20 protein-coding genes are annotated in these 25,898 nt (G+C 51.7%); 9 read left to right on the forward strand and 11 right to left on the reverse strand.

Annotation, left to right across the window (positions count from 1 at the left end):
* Window positions 1-55: 55 nt before the first annotated feature.
* Window positions 56-2,680: a DUF7133 domain-containing protein gene (locus HNV11_RS08765; protein WP_171739303.1), complete on the reverse strand. Its 2,625-nt coding sequence runs from the start codon at window positions 2,678-2,680 to the stop codon at window positions 56-58.
* A gap of 314 nt (window positions 2,681-2,994) precedes the next feature.
* On the opposite strand from HNV11_RS08765, the gene fucP reads away from it, so the two are divergent.
* The gene (fucP, locus tag HNV11_RS08770) at window positions 2,995-4,257 is read left to right on the forward strand and encodes an L-fucose:H+ symporter permease (RefSeq protein ID WP_171739304.1); all 1,263 of its coding nucleotides are present in this window, start codon (window positions 2,995-2,997) and stop codon (window positions 4,255-4,257) included.
* A 502-nt stretch (window positions 4,258-4,759) separates the two neighbouring features.
* Here the strand turns inward: fucP and HNV11_RS08775 are convergent.
* Window positions 4,760-5,269 carry an SgcJ/EcaC family oxidoreductase gene (locus HNV11_RS08775; protein WP_171739305.1) on the reverse strand — a complete coding sequence of 170 codons (510 nt, stop codon included), beginning with the start codon at window positions 5,267-5,269 and terminating at the stop codon, window positions 4,760-4,762.
* Between the two features lie 272 nt (window positions 5,270-5,541).
* Entirely contained in the window at window positions 5,542-6,222 is a 681-nt protein-coding gene (locus tag HNV11_RS08780) for a VOC family protein (protein WP_171739306.1), read from the reverse strand.
* Between the two features lie 302 nt (window positions 6,223-6,524).
* Here HNV11_RS08780 and HNV11_RS08785 point away from each other — a divergent pair, with 302 nt between their 5' ends.
* The 3 genes from HNV11_RS08785 to HNV11_RS08795 all read left to right on the forward strand — a co-directional run bounded on the left by HNV11_RS08785 (window position 6,525) and on the right by HNV11_RS08795 (window position 11,128).
* Complete coding sequence (locus HNV11_RS08785) at window positions 6,525-7,328, forward strand: alpha/beta fold hydrolase (protein ID WP_171739307.1); 804 nt, start codon at window positions 6,525-6,527, stop codon at window positions 7,326-7,328.
* Window positions 7,325-8,149, forward strand: coding sequence for a helix-turn-helix domain-containing protein (locus HNV11_RS08790; protein WP_171739308.1), 825 nt, complete (start codon window positions 7,325-7,327; stop codon window positions 8,147-8,149). Before HNV11_RS08785 ends, HNV11_RS08790 begins: the two co-directional genes overlap by 4 nt.
* Before the next feature lie 594 nt (window positions 8,150-8,743).
* A complete protein-coding gene (locus HNV11_RS08795; RefSeq protein ID WP_171739309.1) occupies window positions 8,744-11,128 on the forward strand; it encodes an ABC transporter permease in 2,385 nt (794 codons plus the stop codon).
* Between the two features lie 93 nt (window positions 11,129-11,221).
* On the opposite strand, the gene HNV11_RS08800 is transcribed toward HNV11_RS08795, so the two are convergent.
* The 6 genes from HNV11_RS08800 to HNV11_RS08825 form a co-directional block, all read right to left on the reverse strand.
* Window positions 11,222-12,523, reverse strand: coding sequence for a serine hydrolase domain-containing protein (locus tag HNV11_RS08800; RefSeq protein ID WP_171739310.1), 1,302 nt, complete (start codon window positions 12,521-12,523; stop codon window positions 11,222-11,224).
* Between the two features lie 102 nt (window positions 12,524-12,625).
* Window positions 12,626-14,092, reverse strand: a complete 1,467-nt coding sequence (locus HNV11_RS08805; protein WP_171739311.1) for an FAD-binding protein — start codon at window positions 14,090-14,092, stop codon at window positions 12,626-12,628.
* A 102-nt stretch (window positions 14,093-14,194) separates the two neighbouring features.
* Entirely contained in the window at window positions 14,195-14,605 is a 411-nt protein-coding gene (locus HNV11_RS08810; RefSeq protein ID WP_171739312.1) for an energy transducer TonB, read from the reverse strand.
* A 222-nt stretch (window positions 14,606-14,827) separates the two neighbouring features.
* On the reverse strand, window positions 14,828-15,961 hold the full coding sequence (locus tag HNV11_RS08815; protein ID WP_171739313.1) for a porin: 1,134 nt from the start codon (window positions 15,959-15,961) through the stop codon (window positions 14,828-14,830).
* 97 nt (window positions 15,962-16,058) lie between these two features.
* Window positions 16,059-16,289, reverse strand: a complete 231-nt coding sequence (locus tag HNV11_RS08820) for a response regulator (protein ID WP_240163866.1) — start codon at window positions 16,287-16,289, stop codon at window positions 16,059-16,061.
* Between the two features lie 279 nt (window positions 16,290-16,568).
* Window positions 16,569-18,974: a TonB-dependent receptor gene (locus tag HNV11_RS08825; protein WP_171739314.1), complete on the reverse strand. Its 2,406-nt coding sequence runs from the start codon at window positions 18,972-18,974 to the stop codon at window positions 16,569-16,571.
* A gap of 188 nt (window positions 18,975-19,162) precedes the next feature.
* On the opposite strand from HNV11_RS08825, the gene HNV11_RS08830 reads away from it, so the two are divergent.
* From HNV11_RS08830 to HNV11_RS08850, 5 genes are all read left to right on the forward strand, one after another.
* The gene (locus tag HNV11_RS08830) at window positions 19,163-19,747 is read left to right on the forward strand and encodes a helix-turn-helix domain-containing protein (protein ID WP_171739315.1); all 585 of its coding nucleotides are present in this window, start codon (window positions 19,163-19,165) and stop codon (window positions 19,745-19,747) included.
* Between the two features lie 129 nt (window positions 19,748-19,876).
* Window positions 19,877-20,308, forward strand: coding sequence for a MarR family winged helix-turn-helix transcriptional regulator (locus HNV11_RS08835; protein WP_171739316.1), 432 nt, complete (start codon window positions 19,877-19,879; stop codon window positions 20,306-20,308).
* 147 nt (window positions 20,309-20,455) lie between these two features.
* On the forward strand, window positions 20,456-20,683 hold the full coding sequence (locus HNV11_RS08840) for a cysteine-rich CWC family protein (RefSeq protein WP_171739317.1): 228 nt from the start codon (window positions 20,456-20,458) through the stop codon (window positions 20,681-20,683).
* A 651-nt stretch (window positions 20,684-21,334) separates the two neighbouring features.
* Complete coding sequence (locus tag HNV11_RS08845) at window positions 21,335-23,044, forward strand: arylsulfatase (protein WP_171739318.1); 1,710 nt, start codon at window positions 21,335-21,337, stop codon at window positions 23,042-23,044.
* A gap of 113 nt (window positions 23,045-23,157) precedes the next feature.
* Complete coding sequence (locus HNV11_RS08850; RefSeq protein ID WP_171739319.1) at window positions 23,158-24,735, forward strand: family 43 glycosylhydrolase; 1,578 nt, start codon at window positions 23,158-23,160, stop codon at window positions 24,733-24,735.
* Between the two features lie 96 nt (window positions 24,736-24,831).
* Here the strand turns inward: HNV11_RS08850 and HNV11_RS08855 are convergent, their stop codons facing one another.
* Both HNV11_RS08855 and HNV11_RS08860 read right to left on the reverse strand, forming a co-directional pair.
* Entirely contained in the window at window positions 24,832-25,296 is a 465-nt protein-coding gene (locus tag HNV11_RS08855) for a GNAT family N-acetyltransferase (RefSeq protein WP_171739320.1), read from the reverse strand.
* Between the two features lie 7 nt (window positions 25,297-25,303).
* Window positions 25,304-25,897 (reverse strand): hypothetical protein, encoded by a 594-nt coding sequence (locus HNV11_RS08860; protein WP_240163868.1) that lies wholly within the window; start codon window positions 25,895-25,897, stop codon window positions 25,304-25,306.
* Window position 25,898 lies beyond the last annotated feature (1 nt).

Genomic DNA, 25,898 nt, shown 5'->3' on the forward strand with positions numbered 1-25,898 from the left:
GCCTGGAAGGCAATTGAAGCAGGGGTAAGCAAATCATTTGCTTACCCCTGCTCGTTTATTTCTGCTGCGAAAGAAAGGTAATCAGCGAAGCAAACTCGTCGTAGGATAAGGCGTTGGCCAGACCCGTCGGCATCATGGACGTTTCCATCTCTTTCCGGCTGAGAATATCCGGCTTTTTGATGGTGTACACCTGTCCGGTAATATCCCGCATGACAACCCGGGAGGAGGATTCCTCGGTGACAAATCCGGTATAGCTCTTATTCCCTTTCGCCGTGATCAGCACCGTCGAAAAGCCCTGCGAAATCGATGCGTTCGGTTTCAGAATGGACTCAGCAATCTGCTCCCGGTTCATAATCGATCCGATCTGCCCCATAAAAGGCCCTTTCATGGGCTCATTCTTGCTAAGGCTGTGGCAGGCTACGCAGCCCTGCTGCGTAAACAGAGTTTTGCCCAGAGCCGCGTCGCCCGGTAGTTTGCCAATCGCCAGCATGACATCTTCAATCGAAGCCGCGCCTACCTGGCCCTTTTTGCTCCGGATTTTTTCCAGGTCGACTTTATTGTCTTCCTGAACGACCACCGGAGTCTCTACGCCAAACTCCGGAATTTCCAGCCGAAGCCGACTGTTCAGATCGGTGAAGAACTGCTTATCGCCGGCCTGCTGCCATTCGCCGACCAGCATAGTTCGGATAGCGGGCGAGGATTCCCATTCAATGGCTTTATAGTATGGTCCATGCGTGTCGGGTCGGGTGCTCCACCACCAAGACGCGTCGTACGGAGCTTCCTGTTTGTATAACCGCGCCAGTGTAGTGAGAACCTGATTTTTGAAGGTTTTATCGGTAGCCTTCTGGTAGGCTTTCATTAACCCATCGACCGCTGCGGAGCTGTGCATGTACCGTAATGCCCATAGCGCCAACTGCGGATTTGGGCCGTCTATTGCCTGCACACAGGCATCGACTGCGTTCAGTTTCACCAGCGACCGAACGGCCAGGTGAGCCGGTACAATAGCCGCATTTGGCGTAGCATGTGGCCCTTCGCTATCCTTGACGGGAGCGATAAAGGAAGCAGGAACCTGCACCTGCAATAAAGCGGGAGCGGCCTCTTTTTTATCCAGTCGGCCCAGTCCAATCAGGGCAGCTACCTGCACCCGCTCCGAAGGGTCTTTGAGGCCCGACAGGAAAGGGTCCAGTGGTACTTTCTCGACAACGGGCTTACGGTCGGCCAGCGCCCGCAGGGCAAATTCCCGCACCGATGCGTCCTGCGTTAATTGAACCAGCTTGTCGATGCCAGTTGCCTGAGCGGCCTGGGCATAGGTAAAGATACCCGCCACCCGGTTAGCCAGCGGCAGGCTTTGATCGGCCGCTATTTTCCAGGCAGCTTTGGTGGCCTGTTTGGCCGGACGGGTCAGCAACTCCTGCGAAGCGTGTAGACGCAGCACCGCACTTTTGGCGGTAAGCATCTTCGCTAATTTTTTTACCGAGGCTTTTTTTAGGTTCGGAAACGCCGTGTATGTCCAGTTTTGTGGTACCACCCGCACGACGTAACCTTTGCTGGGGTTACCCACGTAACTTGCTCCGTTCCAGGCCGACAGATACATACGTCCCGAGCCATCGACGTCGACGTCGGTGATCTGTGACAGTTTGATGAATTCTTCTTCCTTTTGCGTGAAGGACGCTTTGTCGGGCGTAACGCGGTGAATGTAGAGCTGATTGCGGCCCCAGTCGGCCATCATGGGCACCTGGTTGTATTTCTGCGGCCAGGTGGGCTCATCCATAAACAACGACCCGGTGCCCGACCCGCCACCCACATCGACCAGCGCCGGAATGATCTCGTCGGTGAAGTGCTTGAACAGCACCGGGTAGCCATATTCGGCAGATTGAATCTGGTGGCTGAAGCGAATGTTCCAGCCGCCCCCGTCGTTAGTATTGTCACGGGTGAAAATATTCATGTACGGGTCAATGGCCACATCGTATATGTTCCGCATACCGTGCGAATAAATTTCCATCTCAGTACCGTCCGGTCTTACCCGTACAATCCCCCCACCCAGCATGGTCAGCTTTTTGCCCGAGCGGTCTACGGCATTGTGGAAGCCAAAGTCACCTACCGCAATGTAAATCCAGCCGTCAATTCCCATCCGGATGCCATTGGTGGCATGGTCAACCCCGCGCTGCTGGATGAACGCTGTATTGCTGATATTCTCAATCAGCGGTCGGGACGGGCCATCTGCCACGCCGTCCCTGTTCTTGTCGTCAAAAACAACCAGATTCATCCCGGTTGCTTTGCTGGTTTCGGACGAGAACGTAGCGTGCAGCACAAACACCTGGTCGCCCAGCACGAAAATTCCCCGTGGGTTATCTACCTGGGCAAAGTTTGTATGCTGGTCTACCTTGCCATCGTTGTCTGTATCGACCAGCCGGACAATGCTGCCCAGATTTGGCTTTTTACCCAAAGAGCCCTGCTTATCTACACCGACAAAAACCTCACCGGTTGGCGCTACCGCCAGACAGGCCGGGCTGGGTGTCAGATCGGGTCCGGAGAAGTTGGAAACTTGAAGGTCGGCAGGGTAATCCGGTGCCTTGACCACCGTCGTAGCTGCTTTCTGTTTTCTGAGGAGCCCATCTTTGTTGTACGTGCCAAAGGTCAGCAAAAAGACAGAAAGGAAGCTGAGGGAAATTTTAAACATGCTTAACAGAGTAAATAAATCATACCTTATTTACCAAAGCACAAGAGCGGCCGGGTTTAATGCGTTTCGATCCGGTTAATTCTATCTTGCATAAGAAAACCTGCATCTGTGTCGCGCTTTTCAAGCACTGTTCCAGCGAAAACGGGTGCAGGACGGCAGGGCCCTTTACCAATGCGAAGGTGTTGAGAGCGATACCGTCAATAATGGTACATTTGCATACTTTCGGTTTCGCCCGAACGAGTAGTCTTTGGAAGAACCAGCCGTTTTGTCTAGAACTGTTAACATTCATACTATCTAAACTAAAGTCAGAGGAAATGCAATCACCCGTTGTTACGTCTAACCCTAAAACGGCCGCTTTCACCGAAAAAAAATATCTCGTAACCCTGGTGTTCGTTACGTCCCTGTTTATGTTGTGGGGAATCGCCATCACCATGGGGGATGTTTTGAACCGTCACTTCCAGAACGTACTGCACGTATCGAAGGCTCAGTCGGGTCTGGTGCAGTTTTCTATTTTCGGGGCCTATGCCGTCATGGGTATTCCGGCGGGTTTATTCATGAAGCGCTTCGGGTATAAGAACGGGGTTCTGCTTGGGTTGACCTTATATGCGCTCGGCGCCTTCCTGTTTGTGCCGGCCGCCAATGCCGAATCATTCGGGTTTTTCCGGGTTGCCCTGTTCATCCTGGCTTGTGGGCTGGCAACCCTGGAAACGGTAGCGCACCCGTTCGTAGCGGGACTGGGCGACCCGCATACGAGCGACCAGCGAATCAACTTTGCTCAGGCGTTCAACGGCCTCGGGGCTGTAGTTGGTCCCCTGATTGGTGGCTATTTCATCCTGCGCGCCGGTCAGGAGCATTCCAACGACCTCGAATCCGTAAAAACGCTGTATGTTATCATCGGGAGCGTCATCCTGAGTATTGCTGCGGCTTTTTTCTTTGTTAAGGTGCCTCCGGTGCAGGATGCGCACAGTATTGAGGCCGAGGCTGATGCGTACGCTGTTCCAACGGACGTAGAGACAATCAGACAGCCGAAAACGCTTTTTCAGCACCGGCACTTTGTCTGGGCGGTCATCGCTCAGCTCTTCAACGTAGCCGCACAGGGCGGAACGTGGGCGTTCTTTATCAACTATGGCGTCGAGAAAATGGGCTTCGAAGCCGAGAAAGCCTCGTATTATTTCGCCTTAAGCATGGTCATGATGATGATCGGCCGCTTTGTGGGTACGTTCCTGATGAAGTTCATCGCGCCCAACAAGCTGCTGGCGGGATTTGCCCTGGGCAGTATTACCATGTGCCTGATCATTGCCCAAAGCTTCGGCTGGCCGTCGTTCATAGCCCTGCTGATGCTTAATTTCTTTTTCAGCATCATGTTCCCGACGATTTTCAGCCTGGGTTTAAAAGGAATGGGCACCCATACGCAGCAGGCTTCCTCGTTTATTGTGATGGGCGTTGTGGGTGGTGCTCTGTTCCCGCCGATTATGGGCATGGTGGCCGACAAGGACGTAGCTGCTGCGTATTATCTGCCGATTATTTGCTACGTCGTGATTTTTCTGTTTGGCGCCAGGTTTTCCAAAGTTGACTAAGGAGGAGAGAAAAAGCCTCCGTCATCTACCCCCTGATGATTGAGCAGAGCCTGAGCCGCTGGTCAAACGTTTTAAGAGATTTAACGTAAAGCAAGCCGCCCAGTATCAATCGGTATTGGGCGGCTTGCTTTACGCTGCGTACTTCAAGCGAGGCTCCAGCGTGTCACACGGGCAACTTTAATGCAGCATTTAAAGGCTTACGTTATTTAAAATTTAGCTCAGTCTTCGGGCCGTCAGCCTGCACCTGCCAAAACGGGCGTTTTTGCGATATACCGTTCATACTATCCTAAGAGGTACGGAAATGATTCCTTTGAAAACTTGGGACTTTGGTAGTCCTTTCGCGCACTTTAATCTAAGAACTAACTTACGAAAAGGCATAACGATTCTATCGCGACACAAGCTGTCGTATCTGTATTAATAATAAGATTGCTTCCAACCTATATCCTTGACTAATGGTGGTAATAGCTGTTGCCGACTAGTTGGCAGTATAAGGTTACGCCGTTTATTCGGGAATAGGGGTTCCCGGTTTTACATCTACATTATGATAAGAGATAATTTTCCAACCGCTGGCATCTTTAGCGAATACCTGTAATAAGCGGGTGTTGAGTTGCCCCTTGGCGTCTAGCTGAAGTCTGGTCGGAAGACCTTCTTTGGCAAAGCCCGATACCTGGCATAAGGTTTCTAAAATGGCGACATCGGAGCGGACAAAGTTCAGAGATACAATTTTTTGGGTTAAAACCGTATTCTTAAAAAAGCTTTTGAATATCACATCGTGCTGGTCCAAAAAGGCTTTGTACCCTTTGAAGAACATACCCGCAATATTCGTAAAGGTGCCATCAGGGGAAAATGGCTGAGAGTATGCCGGGGCATCCCCCTTATTCCAAGCCTGATTCTCCTGCTGAAGGATGGCTCGAATTGCCACTGAATCCTTCTCGGTTTGCGCAAGCAGAATCGTTGACTTAAGGATCAAGGTAAGAACTAAAGTTCTATTAAGAACCGAATATAGTTTCATGATTGCTGGCTTTAGATTAGAACAGTTATGTAAGCTATCAACTAGATTACCCGCCACTTATCCTTCTTTATTTATCGGTTAATGAATAAGATATCCTGACCTGTGTGGGTATTTGAAAATATCCCAATCAGGCACTCAAGCCGACTTTTATAAATTCGTAAAACACTTATTGAACATACCCATAGGGGCAGCTGCTGAATCGTGCAGCAGAGGACGGACAAGTGAGTTTTCAACCTATTGAAACGTAGTGCATTTGGACACTTAGGTACTGGCTACCAAGTAATGCGTAATGGAATCAAAGGGGTAAAATCTTTCATTTCACCTTGCTTGCCATCGTCAAATTCTAGAGCTACTAAATAGGTATCACCAACTAAACTATGAATAGTACTTTCCTGAAGAACCTTTTTGAGAGCCGGGGAGAAGTTTTTGACAAGTGCGGGTAGGGTTAAGGTCACATTCGTCAGTTGACGAAATCCAGTTGTATGAATCAATGGCTGCTGCTTTTCTAAGGGGTAGTCTTTCGGAGCTAAGCCAAAAAATGGCATCTCAAAGAGCATAGGCTCAGCGGGAAAATTTTCATTTGAAGCTATGTTGGCAAATTGACCCTCGGGCAAATAACTGGAATAATAGCGCCAGCCATCCTCAAAAAGTAGGCTAACAGATTGTTCAGATTGCTGTATGGTTTTGAAACAAAGCCCAAAGGGACAATACTGGGTGAGCTTATATTGTGATCTTTCCCATAGTTTGGTCCGTTCAATCACTGGATTTTTAATTTCATCGCTATTAATCACCCAGGTTAATTCCAGGTACGCATTCTGAAAATAGAAGCGCCGACAAGCAGTTCCTTGTCCAGGATGGACATTGGCTGTGCCTTCGCTTAAGCCAAAGGTTTGTAATGCGCTCGCGACTTGTTCAGCCTGATGCGTAAAAATAAAAATATGGTCTACTTCCATTGTCTGGTAGGGACGATAGTGCGGTCACACAAGATGTGGTTTCGTAGTTTGGGAAGTAAAGTACGAAAATTAGTTAGCCTGTTAACAGGCAACCGTACGGGGCTTAATCTCGATAAAGGCTTTTACTCAAGGCGAAGAAAGTCGAATGTATTTACTTTTATAAACTGGCTTTTTATACGTTAATAATTAAGGCATATACTAGTTGTAATGATTGGATTACACGAAAATAGATGTCGATTTTTTACTTGTTGTAGTTGAAGGAAGGCTGATAAGTTTGTGGCGGACAATAAACCGCTACTAGTATGAAAATCGGACTTCTTTTGCTGCTAATGGCAGCGCTAGTTCAAACCATTTTGCGCGCTCAATCGAAAACCTATGTGCTGGTTCATGGAGGCTGGCAAGGGGCTTGGTGCTGGAAAAAGGTAGTACCCCTGCTGGAAGCTAATGGCAATCGGGTAGTGGCGATTGATTTGCCTGGACATGGCGACGACAAAACTTCTCCCGCAATGGTTACTCTTGATGATTATACAAAAAAGGTAGTTCAGGTCGCTAATGCCCAAACAGGTCCAGTTATTCTGGTTGGGCACTCGATGGCGGGCGTTGCCATTGCGCAGGCCGCTGAGCTATTAGGTAAAGAGAAAGTGGCAAAACTGGTATTTCTGGATGCCTTTATGCCTAAAAATGGTGAGTCTGTTTTTGCGCTGGCAGCCAAAGCGGAGGAACTGAATAAAGCCGCTGGTAAACCAGCGCCAGGACCGTCGCTAAGTCAGTGTCTCCTGCTAGCGGATGACAGGATGACTTCTGTAGTCGATCCTGTTCGAGTCGCCCAATTATTCTACCATGATTGTTCGGCCGACGACGTAGCTTTTGCTAAAGCGCATATAGGACCCCAGCCGATGGCTTGCCTGGGTACTCCTGTCCATGTAACGGATGCTCAGTATGGAGCTATTCCGAAAGTGTATATCCTTTGTACGCAGGCTAAAGACCTGGATAAACGTAGTATAGCTAAACACGTACCGATCCAGAAAATGTATACCTTGGCCAGTAGTCATTCACCGTTTTTCTCAATGCCAGAAAAACTGGTGGCTATCCTTCAGGCGCTATGATCTTTCACGCAATACCTCCCAGCCTAGCCCTGCAGCCTTATATAAAGAATTATCTACTGGTCAACCTCTTTTATCATCCAGCTGATTTTCCGAAAACGCCCTATCCTGTCCGTCTGGAGCAAGCCCTGATATTTTTCGCCCGAGGCCTTATTACATCCTATGATCCAATAATTGGGAAAACGGTTCCGATCGCTCACAATGCCATATTTGGCCAACAAGTGTCCCGGCTTGATTTCCAATGCGTTGTGAAGACCGACTTCCTGATGGTGCAGGTCATTTTTCAACCGGGAGCCCTGTATCGTTTATTAGGTATTCCAAGTACGGAACTGACCGGTGTGTTTTGTGACGGAGAGTCTATACTCAACTCGGAATTACAAACCGTCAATGATCAACTGGCTAATGCGAAAGACTATGCAGAGATGATTGAGCGGGTTGAGCAATATATGGTAAGTAAATTAAAAAAAGTCAGGCGGGAGGCCCATCCCATTGATCGAATTGGGGAGCTTTTACTTTATAACCCAGTACCTTTTTCCTTGGATTGGCTGGCCGGTCAAGCCAATTTAAGTCCTCGTCAATTTGAGCGGAAATTTAGTGAACGTATTGGCATAGGTCCCAAACTCTACAGTCGAATCAGTCGGTTCTTTCAGACGATAAACTATAAAGAAAGGCATCCTGACCAGGATTGGTTGACCGTAGCCGTTGAATTTGGCTATACCGATTATAACCACTTAGCTAAAGATTTCAAGCAGTTTGCCAATGTCACCCCGAACTTATTGATGAAGGAATATGCCCAACGTCCCGAGATTATCGTGAATCTTTGAACTACCGATTCTCACGGTTGGAATTATCGACTAAATGGGCCTGTTTAACATGCTCTCCTAATGGCTTAGTTGCGATTTTTGCTTCTATTCTTCCTTTTAAGTGTCTTCATCTTGGGTGCGCCTTAGGGCCCAATGTATAGGCCGCAGTCCAGTAACAACCGATCCGTATAGGTGTGGGGTGCATGCAGCCGAATTTTCTTAGAGTTTCATATTTGTTATGTGCTAACGGCTATTTTAAGCCTGCTCCAAAAATTATATTTTACCATTAAATCGACAATAATGGTACTTTATCTCCCTTTTTGATTTTTGTACTTTTCATAGTATCTGTCCATACATGGCAACCTTTTCGTGATCCGTTTCAGATATAATGCCTAATGATCTATTCCATTAATCGTCTGAAGCAGACACAATCTTTCGAAGGAGCTTTTTAGGATCGTTTCTCCTTACGTTATCCACTCTCGCAAGCGGACAGCATTGTACGAAATCGGACAAGTAAGCAGCTTTAAATATGTGTCTGGAACGTCTGAAAGGCATTTTCAGGGCTGTGGTATGATAGTTGAGCCATAACCTGTAACTCGACCTATACCTACGAATATGCTGAAAAATTACCTGACCATCGCGATTCGGACGCTCTGGCGCAACCGGCTGTTCACCACCATCAACGCCCTGGGCCTGTCGGTTGGCCTGGCCTGCGTGGTCGTGCTGGTGCTGTTTGCGCAGAAATGCCTGACCTGGGACAGCACCCACGCCAACCTCGACCGGATTTATTACGTTCGGACGCAGTATCCGGGTGGCGATGCCGGTAACCAGACGGTGTATCCGCTGCTCGATCAGATGCTGCGCGACTACCCCGAAATTGAAACCGGCACGCATAACCAGAGCTGGTATTACCCCTGGATCGAGTATGGCGGCAAGAGCGTTCAGGAGGCCACCCGATTCGTCGATTCAACCTACTTCCGGGTCTTTACGTTTCCCTTCAAATACGGCGATCCGGCTACCGCGCTGATGAACAAACGGTCGGTAGTGCTCAGCGAGAAGATCGCGCAGAACTTATTTGGCGACAGCAATCCGGTTGGCAAGTCTGTAACCGTCAATGATACGCTGCAGTATGCCGTTACGGGCGTGCTGGAAAAACTGCCGTCCAACTCATCCCAGCAGTTTGAGGTGCTGCTGCCCGCTTCGAACCTGCTCGACAATCCGGGATTTCGCGAAAACGCCGACTGGTCGAACACGTTTGCCTCGACGTTTATCCTGCTGAAGCCAGACGCCGACCCTGCCCGACTGGAAGCCAAGCTGCCCCAGTTAGTGAAAACCCACTATAAGGTCCATGCCCGGAACTCCACACTGCGACTAGCGCCGTATAAAAACTTCATTTATACCCAGAATCCGTCGTTTCGGGGCCTCATCTACGGATCAATCGCTATCGCTCTGTTCCTGCTGTTTATCATCAGCGTCAATCTGATCAACCTGAACACGGCCTCGGCCCTGCCCCGTGCCAAAGAAGTAGCCATGCGGCAGGTGGTAGGGGCGACACGCCGGTTGGTACTGGGCCAGTTCTGGACCGAGTCGGGCCTGGTTGTTCTGGGTTCGCTGGTGTTGTCGGTGCTGTTTGCGGTATTCTATCTGATTCCGAACTTCAATCAGTTACGGAGCGAGAATATGCAGCTGAGTATTGACTTCGCTCAGGATTACCCGACCATCCTGACCGTGCTGGGCATTGCCCTAACGGTGGCCGTGGTGGCCGGAACATATCCTGCTTTGTATCTGATGGGGCTGAAAACGACGGAGGCCGTAAAGGGAAAGATTTCAGCCGATCCCCGGCGCGGTCGGCTCCGGCAGAACGGACTGATCGTGCTGCAGTTTACGCTGGCTGTAATCCTGATTCTGGGGACAATTGGTATGCGCGAACAACTCCAGTACATGAAAGAAGCCAATCTGGGCTACGACAGGGAGAACGTGCTGGTGTTTAAGACCGATCTGGCTTACCGGAACGAGAAACAGGCCCAGTCGCGCGGACGGGCTATTTTCGACCGGCTTCGGCAGAATCCCAACGTAGTATCTTTTGCAAGCACCTATTACACCCCGGTTGCCTACCAGGACAACTTCAATCAGTATTATCCCGTGGGCACTGAAAACCGGCAGGTACACCTTCGGCACATGGGCGGGGCGGTCAACTATACCGAAACGCTGAAAATTCCGATGCTCGAAGGCCGCAACTTCTCCGACGCTACGCTCGCTGATTCCGTCAATAAGGCCGTGGTTATAAACGAATCGGCCATGCGGGCGTTCGGCTGGAAAACGGCTGTGGGCAAACAGCTCCGGCAACTCAACGACCCGTCGGTATACACGGTTATCGGGGTAACGAAGGACTACCACTACCGCGACCTGGCCGGCCGGGTCGAACCCATGCTGCAGGTATACAATGGACGCGAAAGTCTGAGTGGGTATCTGCTGGTTCGGGTCAGGGATGTAGCCAAAGCGCCGGCGCTTGTTGCCGAACTGGAGCGGGAGTTCAGAAAAATTCCGGCCCGCCGGGCGCTTACCTATTCCTATCTGTCCGACGATATTGCGCGGTCGTACCAGTCACTCGACAATATCTGGCGGATGATCAGCTTCGTAACGATGATCGCTATCCTGACGGCCTGTGCGGGTATTTTCGGGCTGATCTCGCTCGTCGCCAAACAACGGACCAAAGAAATTGGCGTTCGGAAAGTGCTGGGTGCATCGGTGGCAAGCCTTACGCTGCTGCTCTCAATGGATTTTCTCAAACTGGTGCTGCTGGCCATCGCAATTGCTATACCCGTGGGCTGGTGGTTCGGTCAGGACATGCTGAATTACTTTGCCTACCACACCTCGATTCAGTGGTGGTACATTGTTGTGGCGGGCGGACTGGCTGTGGGCATTGCCCTGATGTCGATTTCTTTTCAGGCGCTCAAAGCCGCGCTGATGAATCCGGCGAGGTCGTTACGCTCTGAGTGAGTCGGACGTTGACTTACCACTTAAAAGGGGATTGTAACGACTGGTGCATCGTTGCAATCCCCTTCTGCATTACGTCGCATCGCGATGGATGGTTCAGGGTCTACCCGGATAGCCCAGTGTTGTCCGGGCCGCGTAGGCTGCATCGTAAAGGGCGGTAAAGCATTTCAGAAACGACGTGTCGCCCTGGGTTAAATCCCATAAAGGCAGATACACCACGACCGATACGTCGGTAAGCGGGTCATAGGCTATCAGCGCGAGGTTGCCAATGCGGGCACCGTTATGGCCGTAGCCCACATTTTTGGTGAACGTAGTCCCCAGCGCATAGGTTGGATTCGCCGACGACACATCTGTCTGCATGATCTGTACCGTTTCGGGCTTTAACACGTTCTGCCCTTTCATCAGGGAACGGATATACGTGTTCAGGGCAGCCATTGTCCCATAGCCGTTGCCTTCACCGACCTGCGCGCTCATGTTGTAATCACCGTATTGCCGGGCGCTCCCCGGCGACAGAACGAGACCTGCCATATGCGGGCTGGGCAATACCGTATCGTCGGCCCGGACGGGGAAATGAATGGTTACGGGAACCGGCGCGGTGGAACCAATTACGTAATCTTTCAGGTAATCGCCGTAGGTTTTGGTGCTACCACTTTTAACGGAATAAACCCGCTCGATGATCTTGGCCAGAATGGAGTAGCCCGTGTTGCTGTAGTGATAGCCCGTACCCGGCGCAAAATAGGACAGGTTATGGCGGATCAACTGATCAACCATCTCGTCGGTCGAGAACTGGTGCGTCGGGTCAGCCGTTTGGGTAGATTCGGTGAAGGATAGGCCGCCGAATCCCGGAACGGGGTCGTTGTCGACGTCGAACACCCCGGCGCTGTGTTGCAGCAGCTGCTCAATGGTAATCGAGTTTTTATAGGGAAAATTCCAGTTTGGCGTATCGGGCACATAAGGAACCGTGGTGCCCGGAATAAGCCCGGTGATCGGCGCCCTGAAATCCAGCCAGTCATCTTCGTACATGTTCAGAATGGCGGTAGACGTAAAGTTTTTGGTATTGCTGGCGAAGCGGAAATACGTCGTTTCCGTAACGGGGGCATTCCCCGGAGGAACGGACGATGCGAAGATTTTTTCCGTCGGTGTCTGAATCAGCACATTCAACGAAGGAACCTGATGCTGCAGGCTGGCCTCCAGATCGGCCCGTACCTGGTTAACCGCCTGCTGAACCTTCTGCGTATTCGTATCGCGGTGATCTTCCAGATTGATAACGGAACAGGCTCCCAGCAAACAGGGCAGCAGTGTAATCAGACTCCAGGGACTTACGCCAGCACAGATTCGAGGGGTACTTGTCCACAACGAGGACGTGGTCAGAACAGATTGGCCAGAGAAGTTTTTCATGATCTGATAGGGATAGAAAGAGGAAGGTTTCCCTGAGTAGCAGGACTGTACTGAAAACACTGGACGTTCACCACCACAACTGGGATGGGTGGGTAGTAACCGTCAGCAGGCTGAGTCAAACACGCTTAGCCCCGCCCCAAGAATATTATCGGGGTCATGGGTTTGTTTGGCTCTGACCAGATCAGGCCACACCGGCTGAAAATGAGCAGCCCAGTCCGCACGGGTCATGGGGACGGCGCTGATCGTATAAAAAGTCCCACCTCGGCTACAGTTCTGTTCGTACAGCCTTCGGTTTTGAGCCAGAATGGCCTCCGTTACATCGGGGCTGGGCGGGATCGCCAGCAGGATGTCGAAGAGATAAAAGAGTTCTTCATCGGGTACCCGCAGCATGGGCCGCTTCAACTGCGAGCGCACGAAAGGGAAAAACAGGATGATGGAGCCCGGCAGCAGCAGGGTAGGGTCGAGGGCAGCTACAGCCTCGGAAGCAAACTGATCGATGGCGGAATCGGGCACGAACAAATCCAGCCAGGGGTGCGGCAGGCTGTTGAGTCCGGCCCCTTCCAGGGTATTGACCAGTTCTGACACCAGATCGGTATAGGCAAAATAGGTCATCTCTTCGGTTTGCTCGGAACCCCGCCGAAAATGCAGATCAGTCAGCGCATCCGTCGGCAACTCATCGGCGGTGTTATAAAAAGAGGTGGCTTCCAGAAAATAAACGAGCTCCGTGGAGGGCTGCTCCGGCGTACCCCCCAGCATACTGTTGCCCCGTATATGGTCGAAGCGCTGGTCTGTCGTCAGCAGACGAAGGTCTATCAGCATCGTTGGCACGTCGGCATAAAACAGACGTAACGTGCGGGCGTGTTGCTTAGCCGGAATCAGCCGGATCGTAGCCCGGACAATGATCGCGCACTGGCCCAGTCCGGCTAATACGGCCTCAAAAAGTGGGCGGTTGGTTTCTTCGGAGCAGGTGATGAGCTGGCCTTCTCCGGTGACTACCTGAAGTTCGAGTACGTTGTCCACTTGCGCGCCGTACTGAAAACTCCGGCCGCTCACCCCGCCCATCGACAGCGTGCCGCCGATGGTCAGCCGGGTATAATCCGTCAGGACCGGTGGAGTCAGGCCCACGTTTAAGGTAGCCAGCAGCAGGTCGCGCCAGATTACGCCCCCACCGACCACGGCCTGATCCGACGTAATGGCGTGAATCTGGTTGAGGCTCCGGAGATCGATCACCACACCGGCTTCCACCTGCGACTGACCGTAGGTCGTGTGGCCGTTGCCCCGGCTAACGATACGGATGCCGTGCTGACGGGCAAACTGAACCATGCGAGTGACATCATCTACCGACGCCGGACGTAACACGGCCGTGGGCGTACGGTGGATTAGATGCCCGTAATCATCGGCTACTGCGGCCAGCGAGGCTCCGTCGGTAGAAAACTGACCCTCGAACGCCGGTAAGCCAACCCACGAATTTCCCGTACGGCTATCGGGAGCCCAGGTGCGGTTAGAAAGATCAAAACCCATCCGGGTTGGGTGGATAGCTATGGCGTCGAGGTTGTTGGGCGTGGTCATCGGGTTATGAGCTGGAATGAGAAACGGACTGTTGGTTCGAAAGGACTCTGATGAATAATGAACTGCCCTACTGATAAACCTGCACGTATGTGCTGTAAGGGACTACAGAGCAAAATTGATCGGAAGATTATACCGGCAAGCCACCGCTTTACCAGCCACTTTAGCCGGTTTCCAGTTGGGCATGGCCTGCACAACCCGGACGGCTTCGGCATCCAGTTCCGGGTCGAGGCTATTCAGGGCGCGGACTTCTTCAATGGCGCCCTGTTCGCCCACAATGAAGGTAACAAACACCTTTCCTTCTTTCCGGGCCTGACGGGCCGCTTGCGGGTATTGCAGATTTTTGCGAAGATAATTTCCCAGTTTGTTCATCCCGCCAGGAAACGCAGGATGTTCTTCGGCTACGGTATAAATGGGACGAGATGGTGTAGACTTGGAATCAAGATGGGGTTGCTGGGCCTGAGCGCACACCCCCAAAAGGCCTAGTAGCCAGAACGTGAGGAAGAATTTAAGCATAATCGTTGAGTCTTTTATGCTGGCGTTTTCAGCCTGCTAAGTGTAGTTCAACTTAGCCATTATTCGAAAGCTTACGCTTTACTTTTGAGGGAACGGTTACTATTGACCTCAGCAGCCGGTCGGCGTCATACTTTTCTAAAACGCATAGAAAGCAAATCAAATGCAGGGGTTACAGAGATCCTTGGGTTCGTTACGTAGATCAGTTGCTCTGCGGTTAACTGCTTAAAAACTTACCGCCAGGCTCGTGGTCAGCGATGCGTTGGAACGAGTTAACCCACGGGCAGACTCAAACAAAGCCTTCGTACTGGAATACACCTTGCCTTCCATACGCAACAGCGCATTGGGCAGAATGGCATAATCGTAGTTAAGCGAATAGCCGAAGGTCTGGAAGCCGGGAATACCAATAACTACGGCGTTCCGGTCGTCGTAATATTCTACGCGACCAGCTACGTAACTCTTATCAGACGCTTTGCACCGGGCAATCACCACGGGCGAAAACCAGACGTAACTGCCACCCCCATCCACGCGGATAGTCGATCCGGTGCGGACTACCGGCTTGCGATCAGCCCCGATATCGAAGCCCAGAATCAAACCAAAATGACCCTGTGGGTTCATGATAACGTACACGTTGTTATAAAACCGGCCTTGCCGGAGCGAATCGGGCCGGTCGGAGCCCAGAAAGCTACTCCAGTTCAGCGTCAACTTGTCCGAAGGGCGGTACTGCACCTGCGTACTGATGGACGGGCCGCTATAGCCCTCTAGTTTTTTTACCCGCTGCCAGCCGTTGGTTACCATGCCGAGTAAGGTCCACCTGCCGTTCCCCGAATTATAAGTCAGCTTGGCCCCCGCCAGATAATAAGGCGAGTTTTCGGCCACCAGGCTGCGCGTGAGTGTCCAGCAGTCTTTCGAGATGGCGCTCTCAAAACCAATGTGCGACGTAAAAATGCCTGCATCGAGCCAGAGGTCTTTCGCGCGGCTCAGTTTCACGCCTGCGTTGGCTTCGAAAATAGGTTTCACCAGACCCTGCTCGGCTGCGTAGTTGTATTGCACATAGGTGCCGACCTGAAGAGCTAGATTGCTCCGGACGCGGGCAGTGGTATAGGCTGCTTTTACAAAGGCCAGGTTGATGTTGACTTCGCGGTTGCGTTTATGATTATATAGAAAGGCCGGCCGCTCCTGGCTGGTTTTTGGGGCTGTAAAGTCATGAACGTAATACGCTTCCACGTAGCCCGTTAGGGTCAGCCCCGGACCTGTGTGGACAGCTGCCTGGGCGGTTGCCGATGTTGTCGTGTCTGAAACCTGGGCAACCGAATAGGTTGCGAACAGCAGAGCGACGACGCTTGGAAAAGATCTCATGGTTATTGCTTAATACACCGGTGCGGTCTCACAGACCTTACTGCTTTGTCATTATTTCAACGCGTCCAGCACTATATTCAGCTGCTTTAGACAATCTTCATGGCCAGGCCCTTTGTTCGATGCCGTTCCTGTCGGGCAGCTTCACGTCGCTGATGACCACGTGAACGGCCTCACGTTCAAGGAGTTTAAGGTCTAATCGGGCGTTTTCGGCTTCGAGCACGTTATAGCCTTCGAGCTGGAGAATCCGGGCCAGTAGCTGCCGCAGTCGGGCTTCTTCGTCGATAATGAGTAGGGTAGAAGTCGAGCCGATGAACAAGTTAAGAAGCAAAGCAAGTGAAGAAAGGTGAGGGCTGAAAATTTGATTTTACGAATAGCCTTAGCGTTGGATTCGCGTAGGAAATGGATAACACTATCAAATCCGGAAGGATGCTGGTTGGTGCTAAAGGCGTTTCACAAAAAAGCTGCGCCAGCAGAATCCGGGCGCAGCTTTTTCAGGATGAAATCGCGTCGAATTTCTATTTTCGACTGGCTACTGGTAGTCTATGGTAAAATCGATTTGTCTGTTTCAGGTATGGTGCTCTTTACGTAACGTTTTCTGGAAGGCAGTTTAGCCCGCCCGGCGTTTTTCATCTTCAGCTCCGCCGGTACGTCGGCGGGTGGGCGCGACCTTATCATTGCCGAAGCGGTAGGAGAAGGACAACGTAACGACCCGCGAATCCTGCCGCTGGTAGAACCGTTCTACGTAGTTATCATACGACGATACGGCCCGCACTTTGCGCGTAAAGAAGATATCCGATGCATTAAGCCGCAGCGTGCCTTTACGTTCCAGCAACGATTTCTGCATACCCACCGTCACCTGCCCGTTGGGGCGCACCCGCAGGAAGCCGTACTGCTCACCCGACTGGAAACTGCCGTTTACTTCGCCCGTCCAGCCTTTGCCGAACGTAAAGGTATGGTTGCTGCTGAAATTGAAGGCTGGCCGCCCTTTGTTGAGCGCCGTTCCGGCCAGGTTGCCCACAAAATGACTGTAGTAGAAAACCGCGTTGTTGTACATCTGCCACCATTTGGCCGGTTGCAGCGGAATTGTGAGCGTGAGTGCGTAATAATCCTGCCGATCGAGGTTAACGTTGGTGGAGATGACAGTTGAGTCGGTTTCGGGCTGCACAACCCCAATCATCGGCAGCGTCGTTCGGCTGTAGCTCAGGCCGGTGCTGAACGTGCCTTTGAACGTATGTGTCAGTTCGAGGTTGTAGCTGGTTTCGGGGCGCAGGTTCGGATTGCCGGAGCCTGCTGTGGTGGGGTCGATAATGATCCGAAACGGGTTGAGCTGGTTATACGAAGGGCGGTTAATCCGGCGGCTCAGGGTGAGGTTCAGCTCGTGGGTCTTATTCAGCGTTTGTTTGATGGCTGCACTGGGGAAAAGCTGCGTATAGTGGCGGGTGAAACTGCTGTCGCCCACCGTCTGCCGTCCGCGGGCCAGGGTTTGCTCGGCCCGCAGGCCAATCTGAAGGCTTGTTTTCGATAAGGTACGGCTCCAGTTCAGGTAAGCCGCCGTGATGGTTTCGTCATAGAGAAACCGGTTGGTACGGTTGCGGTCAATGATGGTCGATTGGCCTTCGGTCAGTTTGAAGACCACGTCGTTATCCGACGATACCCGGCTGAACTTAGCCCCGGCTTCCAGACGGCTCTGATGAGCCAGTGGACGCACGTAATCTGCCTTGGTCGACAAAATACTCAAATCGCCCTGCTGATCCCCAATCAGGACGTTACTCGTGCGGCCCGTCAGTACATATTCCGTACTCAACTCCTGCAGACGGCTCGTGCGGTAACGGGCATAGTCGGCGTCGGCGGTGAGTTCGGGGCTGTTGGTTGAATCGGCAAAGGTGTGTTTGAAGTTTAGATTGACGGCCCCGTTGGGCGAGACGTAATTCCGCCTGTTGCTGGCGTTATACACATCGGTCGGTCGACCCATTGCATCGTAAAGAGTCGTTTGATTCAGTCCCACCTGTCCGGGTAGGCGGCTCTGCTGCCCATTGACCACGGCTCCCAGTACGGTTCGTTTCGAAAGGTTATAATCAAATCCGGCCCGCGTCGTATGGGCAATGGAGCCAATCCGCATCCGGTTGATCTGATCACTGCTGCCGGTGAGCGTCTGCTGCCGGTTAGGACCGACCGCGTAGAAGTCGCGGTGAATATCGAGCATGGCAATGCCGTTCCGGTTCGAGTAGTTATAGGAGCCGAACAGGTTCAGCCCCTTTTGTCGATTGTTAAACGTAGCCCCCGCCGTGTACTTGCCGTACTGACTGCGGCCGTAGCTGGTCTGCAGCGTACCGTTAGTGCCCAGTCGCTGATCTTTCCGGAGGGTAATGGCAATGATGCCCGCTGTGCCTTGTGCGTCATATTTCGCGGGTGGGTTCGTAATCAGCTCGATGCTTTTGAGCTGGTCGGCGGGCAGGGCGCGCAGGTAGTCTGCCAGTTCGGTGCCGGTCATGGGCTGGCGTCGGCCATTGATCAGCACCAGGACGTTCTGCCGACCGCGCAGCGCCAGATTGTCGTTGTTGTCGACGGTGACGCCGGGGGCGCGGGCCAGGATGTCGAGGGACGTGTTGCCGGCCGTCAGTGAACTGCCTTCTACGTTCACAACCGTGCGGTCGGCCAGTCGTTCATACAGCGGTTTCTGACCGACTACGTTTACCTCGTTGAGGGTCGTATTCTGGCTGGGACGAAGTATTAGTGTCGGCAGCCTGACGGTTTCGGTGGTCAACGTAATAACGTCTGTCCAGGCCCGTGCATATCCAACCTGCGAGGCCGCAATCCGGTAGCGACCTGCTGGCGGAAGCGGCATCTGAAACGCGCCCTGAGCATCGGAGAATTCTGTTTTAACCACCACCGAATCACTTGCCCGATGCAGCGTAACGGTGGCGAAGTCAACCGCCTGCCCACCTTCAGCCTGTACTGTTCCCTGAATTTGAGCATAACTGGTCAGGCCGGAAACCAGACCTATGAGCAACATAGTCAATGAAATAAAAGCAGGGAAAGGGCGATTCATGAGCATTTTGAAAAATTATATGATATATCATCAATTAAATTACGTTTTAGGGCTGTCCATGCAACGAACGGCAACTAAAAACAACCTTTAGGTGGATGGGTGCAAGGTAGTCCCATCACGTAGAGGTCAGTGCTACTTTCTTGCTAACTATTATGTCATTGCTTACAAACTCTTACGTCTCCCGCCAGGTGGAGGGGTCGGTGTCAGGGCCGTGTCCGCCCAATCAGGCGCATCTTAATAACGCAACCAATACCTCAGCCGGGCAGACTTCAACGAGTCAGTTAGTTACCAATGACCTGACCGAGAATCTGTGCTACGAAGGGGCTATGCACCTGCAGCAACAGGAGCATCCGCCGTTGACCCGCTTGCCGGCGCTGAAACCAACCACTCGTCAGGAGCTATACCGGCGGCTGCTGCTGGCGAAAGAGTTTATACACGACAACTTTTCGGAAGCCATTTGCCTGAGTGACATGGCGGCCGTCGCCTGCCTATCGGACTACCATTTCCTGCGCAGCTTCAAAGCCGCATTCGGTGAGTCGCCTTATCAGTATGTGCTTCGGCTACGCCTGCAGAAAGCGGGCGATCTGCTCCGGTTCAGCCCCATGCCCATTGGCGAGGTGGCACTGGCCTGCGGCTTTGATGAAGCTCAGGCATTCGGAAAACTGTTTCGTAAGCAGCACGGACTAGGTCCTCTGCGTTACCGGCAATCTTTGTGTTCTGGTGGTGCAGTGTTTTAAGTTGATCGTCGTATTAATGCCCTGTACCGACTGGATAGATGACAAACGGGGCTGTTACTAAGCAGCCCTGCCGATAATTGTTCGGGTTTGGCTAAACTTGCGGAAGCCATTTATTTTCGCGGGAGCCTCATGCTGAACACTATCATTTTTTATGTACTCGACAAAACGATCAAGCAGTACCGGCAATTTGCGCAGGCAAACATCGACCGGGCCGGCATCGACATCACCATCGATCAATGGCTGGTGCTGAATGTGATTCGGGAAGCTCCCGCGCTGGGGCAGCTTGAAATTGGCGAACGAGTATTCAAAGACCAGGCGTCTGTTGCCCGCATCATCGAACTGCTGGTAAAAAAGAACCTGCTGGTACAGACCGCCAGCCAGCAGGATCGTCGGCGGGTGAATCGAGCTATAACTACGCAGGGTCAGCAGTTGCTTGAAGACGTAGCCCCAATTATTACCCAGAACCGCAGCACAGCTCTGCAGGGGCTTTCCGATTCGGCTATTCAGCAACTGCGTCAAACGCTGGAAACAATTTTCAGGAATTGCCAGCCAACCCTATGACTGGCTGTACATTGTGCCCGATGCAGGCAGCAACACAATGGAGCATTAGTTAGAACGGTTGGTTAATCACGTTTGTTATGAAATGCTGATGTTCACGCTTGCTAAGTAAGCCGCCTGATCGTCGGCTTACTGCTATCGGTTACGCCAATGAACAAACATACTCAGGCGGGTTGTCCCCGCTGCCACCAGCCGTTTATCTGTAAAGTCAATTCCATTCTTAAATGCGACTGTCTTCAGATAAATCTGACGCACGAAGAAACCCAGTATATACGGGATAAAGCGTTGCTGAACTACGATGGTGACTGCTTCTGCCTAAATTGTCTCCACCAGCTAAAAGCTGAATATCATCAGCAGTTGATAAGTCGCGGTAATTGAGTTATTATATCGGAATAGTTCAATTAAAATTCAGGCGTAATTACGGCTTTCGGCCCGGTAGTTGCTGAGTATACTTTATCTATTGTCAGTATAAGCAAGCCGTATAGTTCTTTTGGTTAATAGTATTTCGATAATAATTTTTTAAACAATATTAAGTGAATATTTCGTTTTATAACGAAAGCTTCTATTGCAAATCAGCTAATGGCCCAAATACCGCCTTTTTATAGCCTTCAACAATTGGTTTATCATACGAATGATTTTTGTCCGGACGCCAAAGATATAGCTCCAACTCTTCGCCTTACCGGAACCGGTGGAAAAGTGGAATGTTTATGCTGCCGGCATTTAAACAAGGCCCAGCGCAAGCACGGAAACAAGTATGGTATTATCAGACGGCTGGTTACGCAACACAACAAGTCAGCCTGACTGTTGCCAGCCTGGTCATGAAGTGCATCAGGTGTAGGACCGTCTTTTACGGCCTTTATAGCGTAGTTTTTTCCAATCGCTTCCGTTTGCCGTCGTAGCTGAACGGGCTATCTTGCATCGTCGTATCACCTGCTGAAACAGACCGATGCCCGACGAGGTCGGATTTGGTTTCGTGTTTGAAGGCAACACTCGGTATGATCGAACCTGCGCCAGCTAACCGTGCCGTTTATGAAACAAGGGCTACTCGTTCTATTGCTTTCTGTACTAGTCCTGGCGGCCGGCCTGATGCTGGTTGCATTCGGAAACAAACAGGCCGGATCATCCAGCGCCGACCGCCGACCTAATATCATCGTTATCATAGCGGATGATATGGGCTTTTCAGATTTAGGCTGTTACGGTGGTGAGATCCGCACGCCCAATATTGATTTTCTGGCCCGGAACGGCATCCGTTATACGCAGTTTTACAACACCTCCCGCTGCTGTCCTACCAGGGCGTCGCTGCTTACGGGCCTGTATAACCAGCAGGCGGGCATAGGTAAAATGACCGACGCCGAAGATGAACCCGGCTATCGCGGGCACCTGACCGAAAACACCGTTACGTTAGCCGAAGTACTCAAGTCGGCGGGGTATCAGACCGCCATGACGGGGAAGTGGCACGTATCCAATACCCTTGTGCAGAAAGACCCCAGGGATCAACAGGACTGGCTGAACCATAAAAAAGACTTTGGTGATTTTTCGCCCGTCAGCCAATACCCAACCAGCCGGGGCTTTGATCGCTATTTTGGTAACATCTGGGGCGTGGTCGATTTCTTCGATCCGTTTAGCTTGGTCAGCGGTACCAAACCCGTCAAACAGGTTCCGAAGAATTACTACCATACTGACGCCATCAGCGACACGACCGTGGCGTATATCAATTCGTTTGCGAAATCATCGGCCCCGTTTTTTCTGTATGTGGCGCATACCGCTCCGCACTGGCCGCTCATGGCGCTGCCCGAAGATATTGCCAGATATAAGGATACGTACAAATCGGGTTGGGACGCCATACGTAAAGCCCGGTATCAGAAAATAGTTAAACTGGGGCTGATTGATCCGGCAAAAACCAAGCTCTCCCAGCGCTGGCAGGATAATCTGACCTGGGCCAATAACCCCGACAAAGCGTGGGATGCGCGGGCTATGGCCGTCCATGCCGCCATGATCGACCGAATGGATCAGGGGATTGGCCGCATGATCAGCACCCTGCGCGAAACCGGCCAGTTAGACAATACACTGATCGTTTTTCTGTCGGACAATGGGGCAAGCCCCGAAAATTGTGCTGCCTATGGCCCCGGCTTCGACCGTCCGAACGAAACCCGCGATGGCCGCCCGATCGTGTACGACTTGAAAAAACAGGTTATGCCAGGGCCGCAGACCAGCTTTGCGTCGATTGGTCAGCGCTGGGCTAACGTTGCCAACACGCCCTATCAGTACTGGAAGGCGGAGTCGTTCGAAGGGGGCGTTCATACGCCCATGGTCGCTTATTGGCCCAATGGCATTACGGCGAAGAAAGGCAGCTTCAGCCCACAGGTCGGGCACGTAATGGATTTCATACGCACGTTTGTCGAACTGACAGGGGCTACTTACCCCAGAATATATAAAGGGCACGTTATTACGCCGACTACCGGTATCAGTCTGGTGCCTTCATTTCAGGGGAAAGCGTCGGTCGGGCACGAAGCGGTGTTCAACGAACATTTCGGCGCTCGATACGCCCGGTCAGGCGACTGGAAGTTAGTGTCTGCCAGCCGCGACAGCACCTGGCACCTGTTCAACCTGGCTGCTGATAAAACCGAAACGCAGGACGTAGCCGCTCGGCACCCCGAAAAGGTGCGCCAGTTGGAAAGCCAGTGGCGGCAGTGGGCTAATTCGCATCAGGTGTTTCCCAAGCCGGGCCCGAAGAAATGAGCCTTTTCTAATCACCGCCCACCGATTAGATAATAAACGAGTCCGTCGAGTACGATGCCTCATCGGATAGCAGCCGCTCCCGCATTCAATCTGGTCATCTCACAATCAAAAACATGAAAACAGTTCTTCTGCTGCTCGTAACGTTCCCGATTTTTTATTACCTGAGGAATACGGAAGAAAGCCATTTTCTGACAGGGAGCAAAGGAGTCTCAGGCACAGAAAAAAGGATTTTCTCGGAGGTAAGTGATAGCAGTCAACGGAAAGAAAATCCGGTGATTCCGGGCGATTTTGCTGATCCCTCGATCATTCGTGTGGGTAAAACCTATTATGCTACCGGAACATCGTCGGAATGGGCACCGCATTATCCGTTATTGCAATCCACCGATCTGTTGCACTGGCGGCAGCTCGGGTATGTGTTTTCAAAAACGCCTTCCTGGGTTGCGGCTTCGTTTTGGGCACCAGAGCTTTTTTACCGGAACGGAACCTACTATGTGTATTACGTAGCCCGCAAAAAAAGTGACGGTGTCTCCTGCATCGGCATAGCGACCACCAGCGATCCGGCAAAGGGCTTTACCGACCGGGGGATTCTCCTGGAGTTTGGCAAGGAAGCCATTGACCCCTTTGTGTTTGAAGAAAAGGGCAAGTTATACATCACCTGGAAAGCCTACGGGCTGGATAAGCGACCCATTGAAATTCTGGGCAGCCGACTTTCTGATGATGGCCTGAAGGTGGAAGGCGAACCCTTTACGCTGCTGCGTGATGACCGGAAAGAAGGCCTTGAAGGGCAGTGTCTGGTCAAGAAGGGGCCGTATTATTACCTGTTCTATTCACCGGGCAACTGTTGCGGACGCGGTTGTAGTTACAAAGTGGAAGTGGCAAGATCACCCACATTGCAAGGCCCTTACACGAGGTTTGCCGACAACCCGCTACTCTCCGAAACCACCGACTGGAAATGCACCGGCCACGGTACCCTCGTGACGTCGACAGAAGGCAAGGATTTTTATTTGTACCACGCCTATAGCAAAACGGATAATGTGTACACGGGACGACAGGGCCTGTTGGGCGAAGTCGTCTGGAACAAGCAAACCGGTTGGCCCACCATTAAGCCCATGGGCGAAAAGGCCGAATACAGAAAAAGTTTCCGGGACGAATTTTCAGCGGCTCCATTGGCCAACAACTGGCAGTGGGATTTTCGCCATGCACAACCGGAGGTTACTATCCGACAAGGTAGCTTATGGCTGTCCGGCCAAACAACTGCCGATAATCAGGCTGGAACCGCTTTAACCGTTCGGCCCCTTACCGGCAAGTATGAGATCCAGACGGAAGTGGTCAACCGCAACCCATCGCTAAAAGGTTTGGTGCTGTATGGCGACGCAGGTGAATCAGTGGGTATCGGCGTACAGGACAATAGGGTACAGGTGTGGGAGGTGAAGAAAGATAAACGGCTGATTGTGGACGATGCTCAGGTAAGTGGAAACGAGCCCGTACAACTCAAAATGAAGGTGGAGCAGGGGGCTCAACTCCGGTTTTACTGGCGCGAAGGCGGAAGCGATTGGAAAGAAGTGCCTACCCGCGGAGCGTATTACAACGGCGATTTTCTGCCCCCCTGGGACCGCAGCCCCCGGCCGGGTTTACTCCAGAACGGAACAGCGCCAGCCGCGTTCAGCTATTTCGAAATTACGTACCAGTAAATACAGGATAATAACAGAAGCGTATACCACTGATTGAGTTAAATACTTATTAAATGTACTCGGCCGCTTTCCGGTAGGTTTTCAGAAAGATCTCAGTTATCTGTATGGAGAAATAGCCTTCTCCATACAGATACTTTCGGCTATGTTTACGTATGGGCCATAGTTGGCGATACGCTTATAGCCGGATTTCTGGTATAGGACCATGGCCTCGGGCTGTTTATCGGCGAGTTCCAGTCGGGCGAACGAATAACCGTCTTCGCGGGCCCATGCTTCCAGTTCAGTCAGGATTTGCGCAGCAACGCCCATCCTCCGCCAATCGGGCCGAACGTACATGCGTTTTACCTCAACTTGATCGGCTTCGTCCAGTACTTTATAGCAGCCGCAGCCAACGGGCGTTTCGCCGTCGAGAGCGACAATCGCCCTAGCATCGGCCGGGAGCGTGTTATGCGGGTCGAACTGCGCCTGCTGAGCACCATATCGACTGCGTAAGTCAGCGTTCAGTTCTGCTACCAGCGTCAGAAAACGATCATCGAAGGGAGTGGTGCGGTTTAAGGATAACATATAGTTTTTAGGTATACGTTATGGGCTTTGGGAGTCGATTGACCAGCCAAAGCCAAAATAAGGCACTGAATATTAACGTGAATGGAATAACAGACAGGTTTTTGAAAAATAGAATCAACACCCATTCGGAAGCCTGCCCGGAAATAAGCTGACGGGTTTTTAAGGTGATATACAGGCAGGTCTCGTAAGCGATATGATTAATGAAGGCATTCACAAAAAAAGCAAGGAGCGAGAATATAAACAGGTTACCGAGTAGGGCAGGCCAGTTTCTGCGCAATTTCCGGCTACCAAGCTGCCAGTTTTGCCTACGGCTTTGCCTGTTTGCCACAAATTCAATGAATCGGGTTGTTCCTTTTCTGACGTTGCTCAACCCCAGGGCATATAAAAATATAGCTAGTCGGGCGGATTCTACGACGACTTCAATCAGTGCATTCGATGATGGACTAATTGGTCCAAAGGCTTTGAGTTGGATAGTCCGTCCAAGGGCTGCGACAAGTCCCAGGCCGAAGATCACCAGAAAATGACGTCTGAAAAACCGGACTGTGTGCAAAGTCCAGTCTAGAGACTTGTATATGTTTCGCGATAGGAGCATGGCGTTCATT

It is taken from the genome of Spirosoma taeanense, from assembly GCF_013127955.1.
Taxonomy (GTDB): Bacteria; Bacteroidota; Bacteroidia; order Cytophagales; family Spirosomataceae; genus Spirosoma; species Spirosoma taeanense.

Bases quoted from the DNA above. Each gene is read 5' to 3' on its own strand.
- HNV11_RS08790 (WP_171739308.1), top strand. From the start codon at position 7,325: ATGATCTTTCACGCAATACCTCCCAGCCTAGCCCTGCAGCCTTATATA.
- HNV11_RS08810 (WP_171739312.1), bottom strand. From the start codon at position 14,605: ATGCTTAAATTCTTCCTCACGTTCTGGCTACTAGGCCTTTTGGGGGTG.
- HNV11_RS08800 (WP_171739310.1), bottom strand. From the start codon at position 12,523: ATGAAAAACTTCTCTGGCCAATCTGTTCTGACCACGTCCTCGTTGTGG.
- HNV11_RS08815 (WP_171739313.1), bottom strand. From the start codon at position 15,961: ATGAGATCTTTTCCAAGCGTCGTCGCTCTGCTGTTCGCAACCTATTCG.
- HNV11_RS08775 (WP_171739305.1), bottom strand. From the start codon at position 5,269: ATGAAACTATATTCGGTTCTTAATAGAACTTTAGTTCTTACCTTGATC.
- HNV11_RS08855 (WP_171739320.1), bottom strand. From the start codon at position 25,296: ATGTTATCCTTAAACCGCACCACTCCCTTCGATGATCGTTTTCTGACG.
- HNV11_RS08860 (WP_240163868.1), bottom strand. From the start codon at position 25,897: ATGAACGCCATGCTCCTATCGCGAAACATATACAAGTCTCTAGACTGG.
- HNV11_RS08835 (WP_171739316.1), top strand. From the start codon at position 19,877: ATGCTGAACACTATCATTTTTTATGTACTCGACAAAACGATCAAGCAG.
- HNV11_RS08805 (WP_171739311.1), bottom strand. From the start codon at position 14,092: ATGACCACGCCCAACAACCTCGACGCCATAGCTATCCACCCAACCCGG.
- HNV11_RS08765 (WP_171739303.1), bottom strand. From the start codon at position 2,680: ATGTTTAAAATTTCCCTCAGCTTCCTTTCTGTCTTTTTGCTGACCTTT.
- HNV11_RS08785 (WP_171739307.1), top strand. From the start codon at position 6,525: ATGAAAATCGGACTTCTTTTGCTGCTAATGGCAGCGCTAGTTCAAACC.
- HNV11_RS08845 (WP_171739318.1), top strand. From the start codon at position 21,335: ATGAAACAAGGGCTACTCGTTCTATTGCTTTCTGTACTAGTCCTGGCG.
- HNV11_RS08850 (WP_171739319.1), top strand. From the start codon at position 23,158: ATGAAAACAGTTCTTCTGCTGCTCGTAACGTTCCCGATTTTTTATTAC.
- HNV11_RS08825 (WP_171739314.1), bottom strand. From the start codon at position 18,974: ATGTTGCTCATAGGTCTGGTTTCCGGCCTGACCAGTTATGCTCAAATT.
- HNV11_RS08840 (WP_171739317.1), top strand. From the start codon at position 20,456: ATGAACAAACATACTCAGGCGGGTTGTCCCCGCTGCCACCAGCCGTTT.
- HNV11_RS08830 (WP_171739315.1), top strand. From the start codon at position 19,163: ATGTCATTGCTTACAAACTCTTACGTCTCCCGCCAGGTGGAGGGGTCG.
- HNV11_RS08795 (WP_171739309.1), top strand. From the start codon at position 8,744: ATGCTGAAAAATTACCTGACCATCGCGATTCGGACGCTCTGGCGCAAC.
- HNV11_RS08780 (WP_171739306.1), bottom strand. From the start codon at position 6,222: ATGGAAGTAGACCATATTTTTATTTTTACGCATCAGGCTGAACAAGTC.
- fucP (WP_171739304.1), top strand. From the start codon at position 2,995: ATGCAATCACCCGTTGTTACGTCTAACCCTAAAACGGCCGCTTTCACC.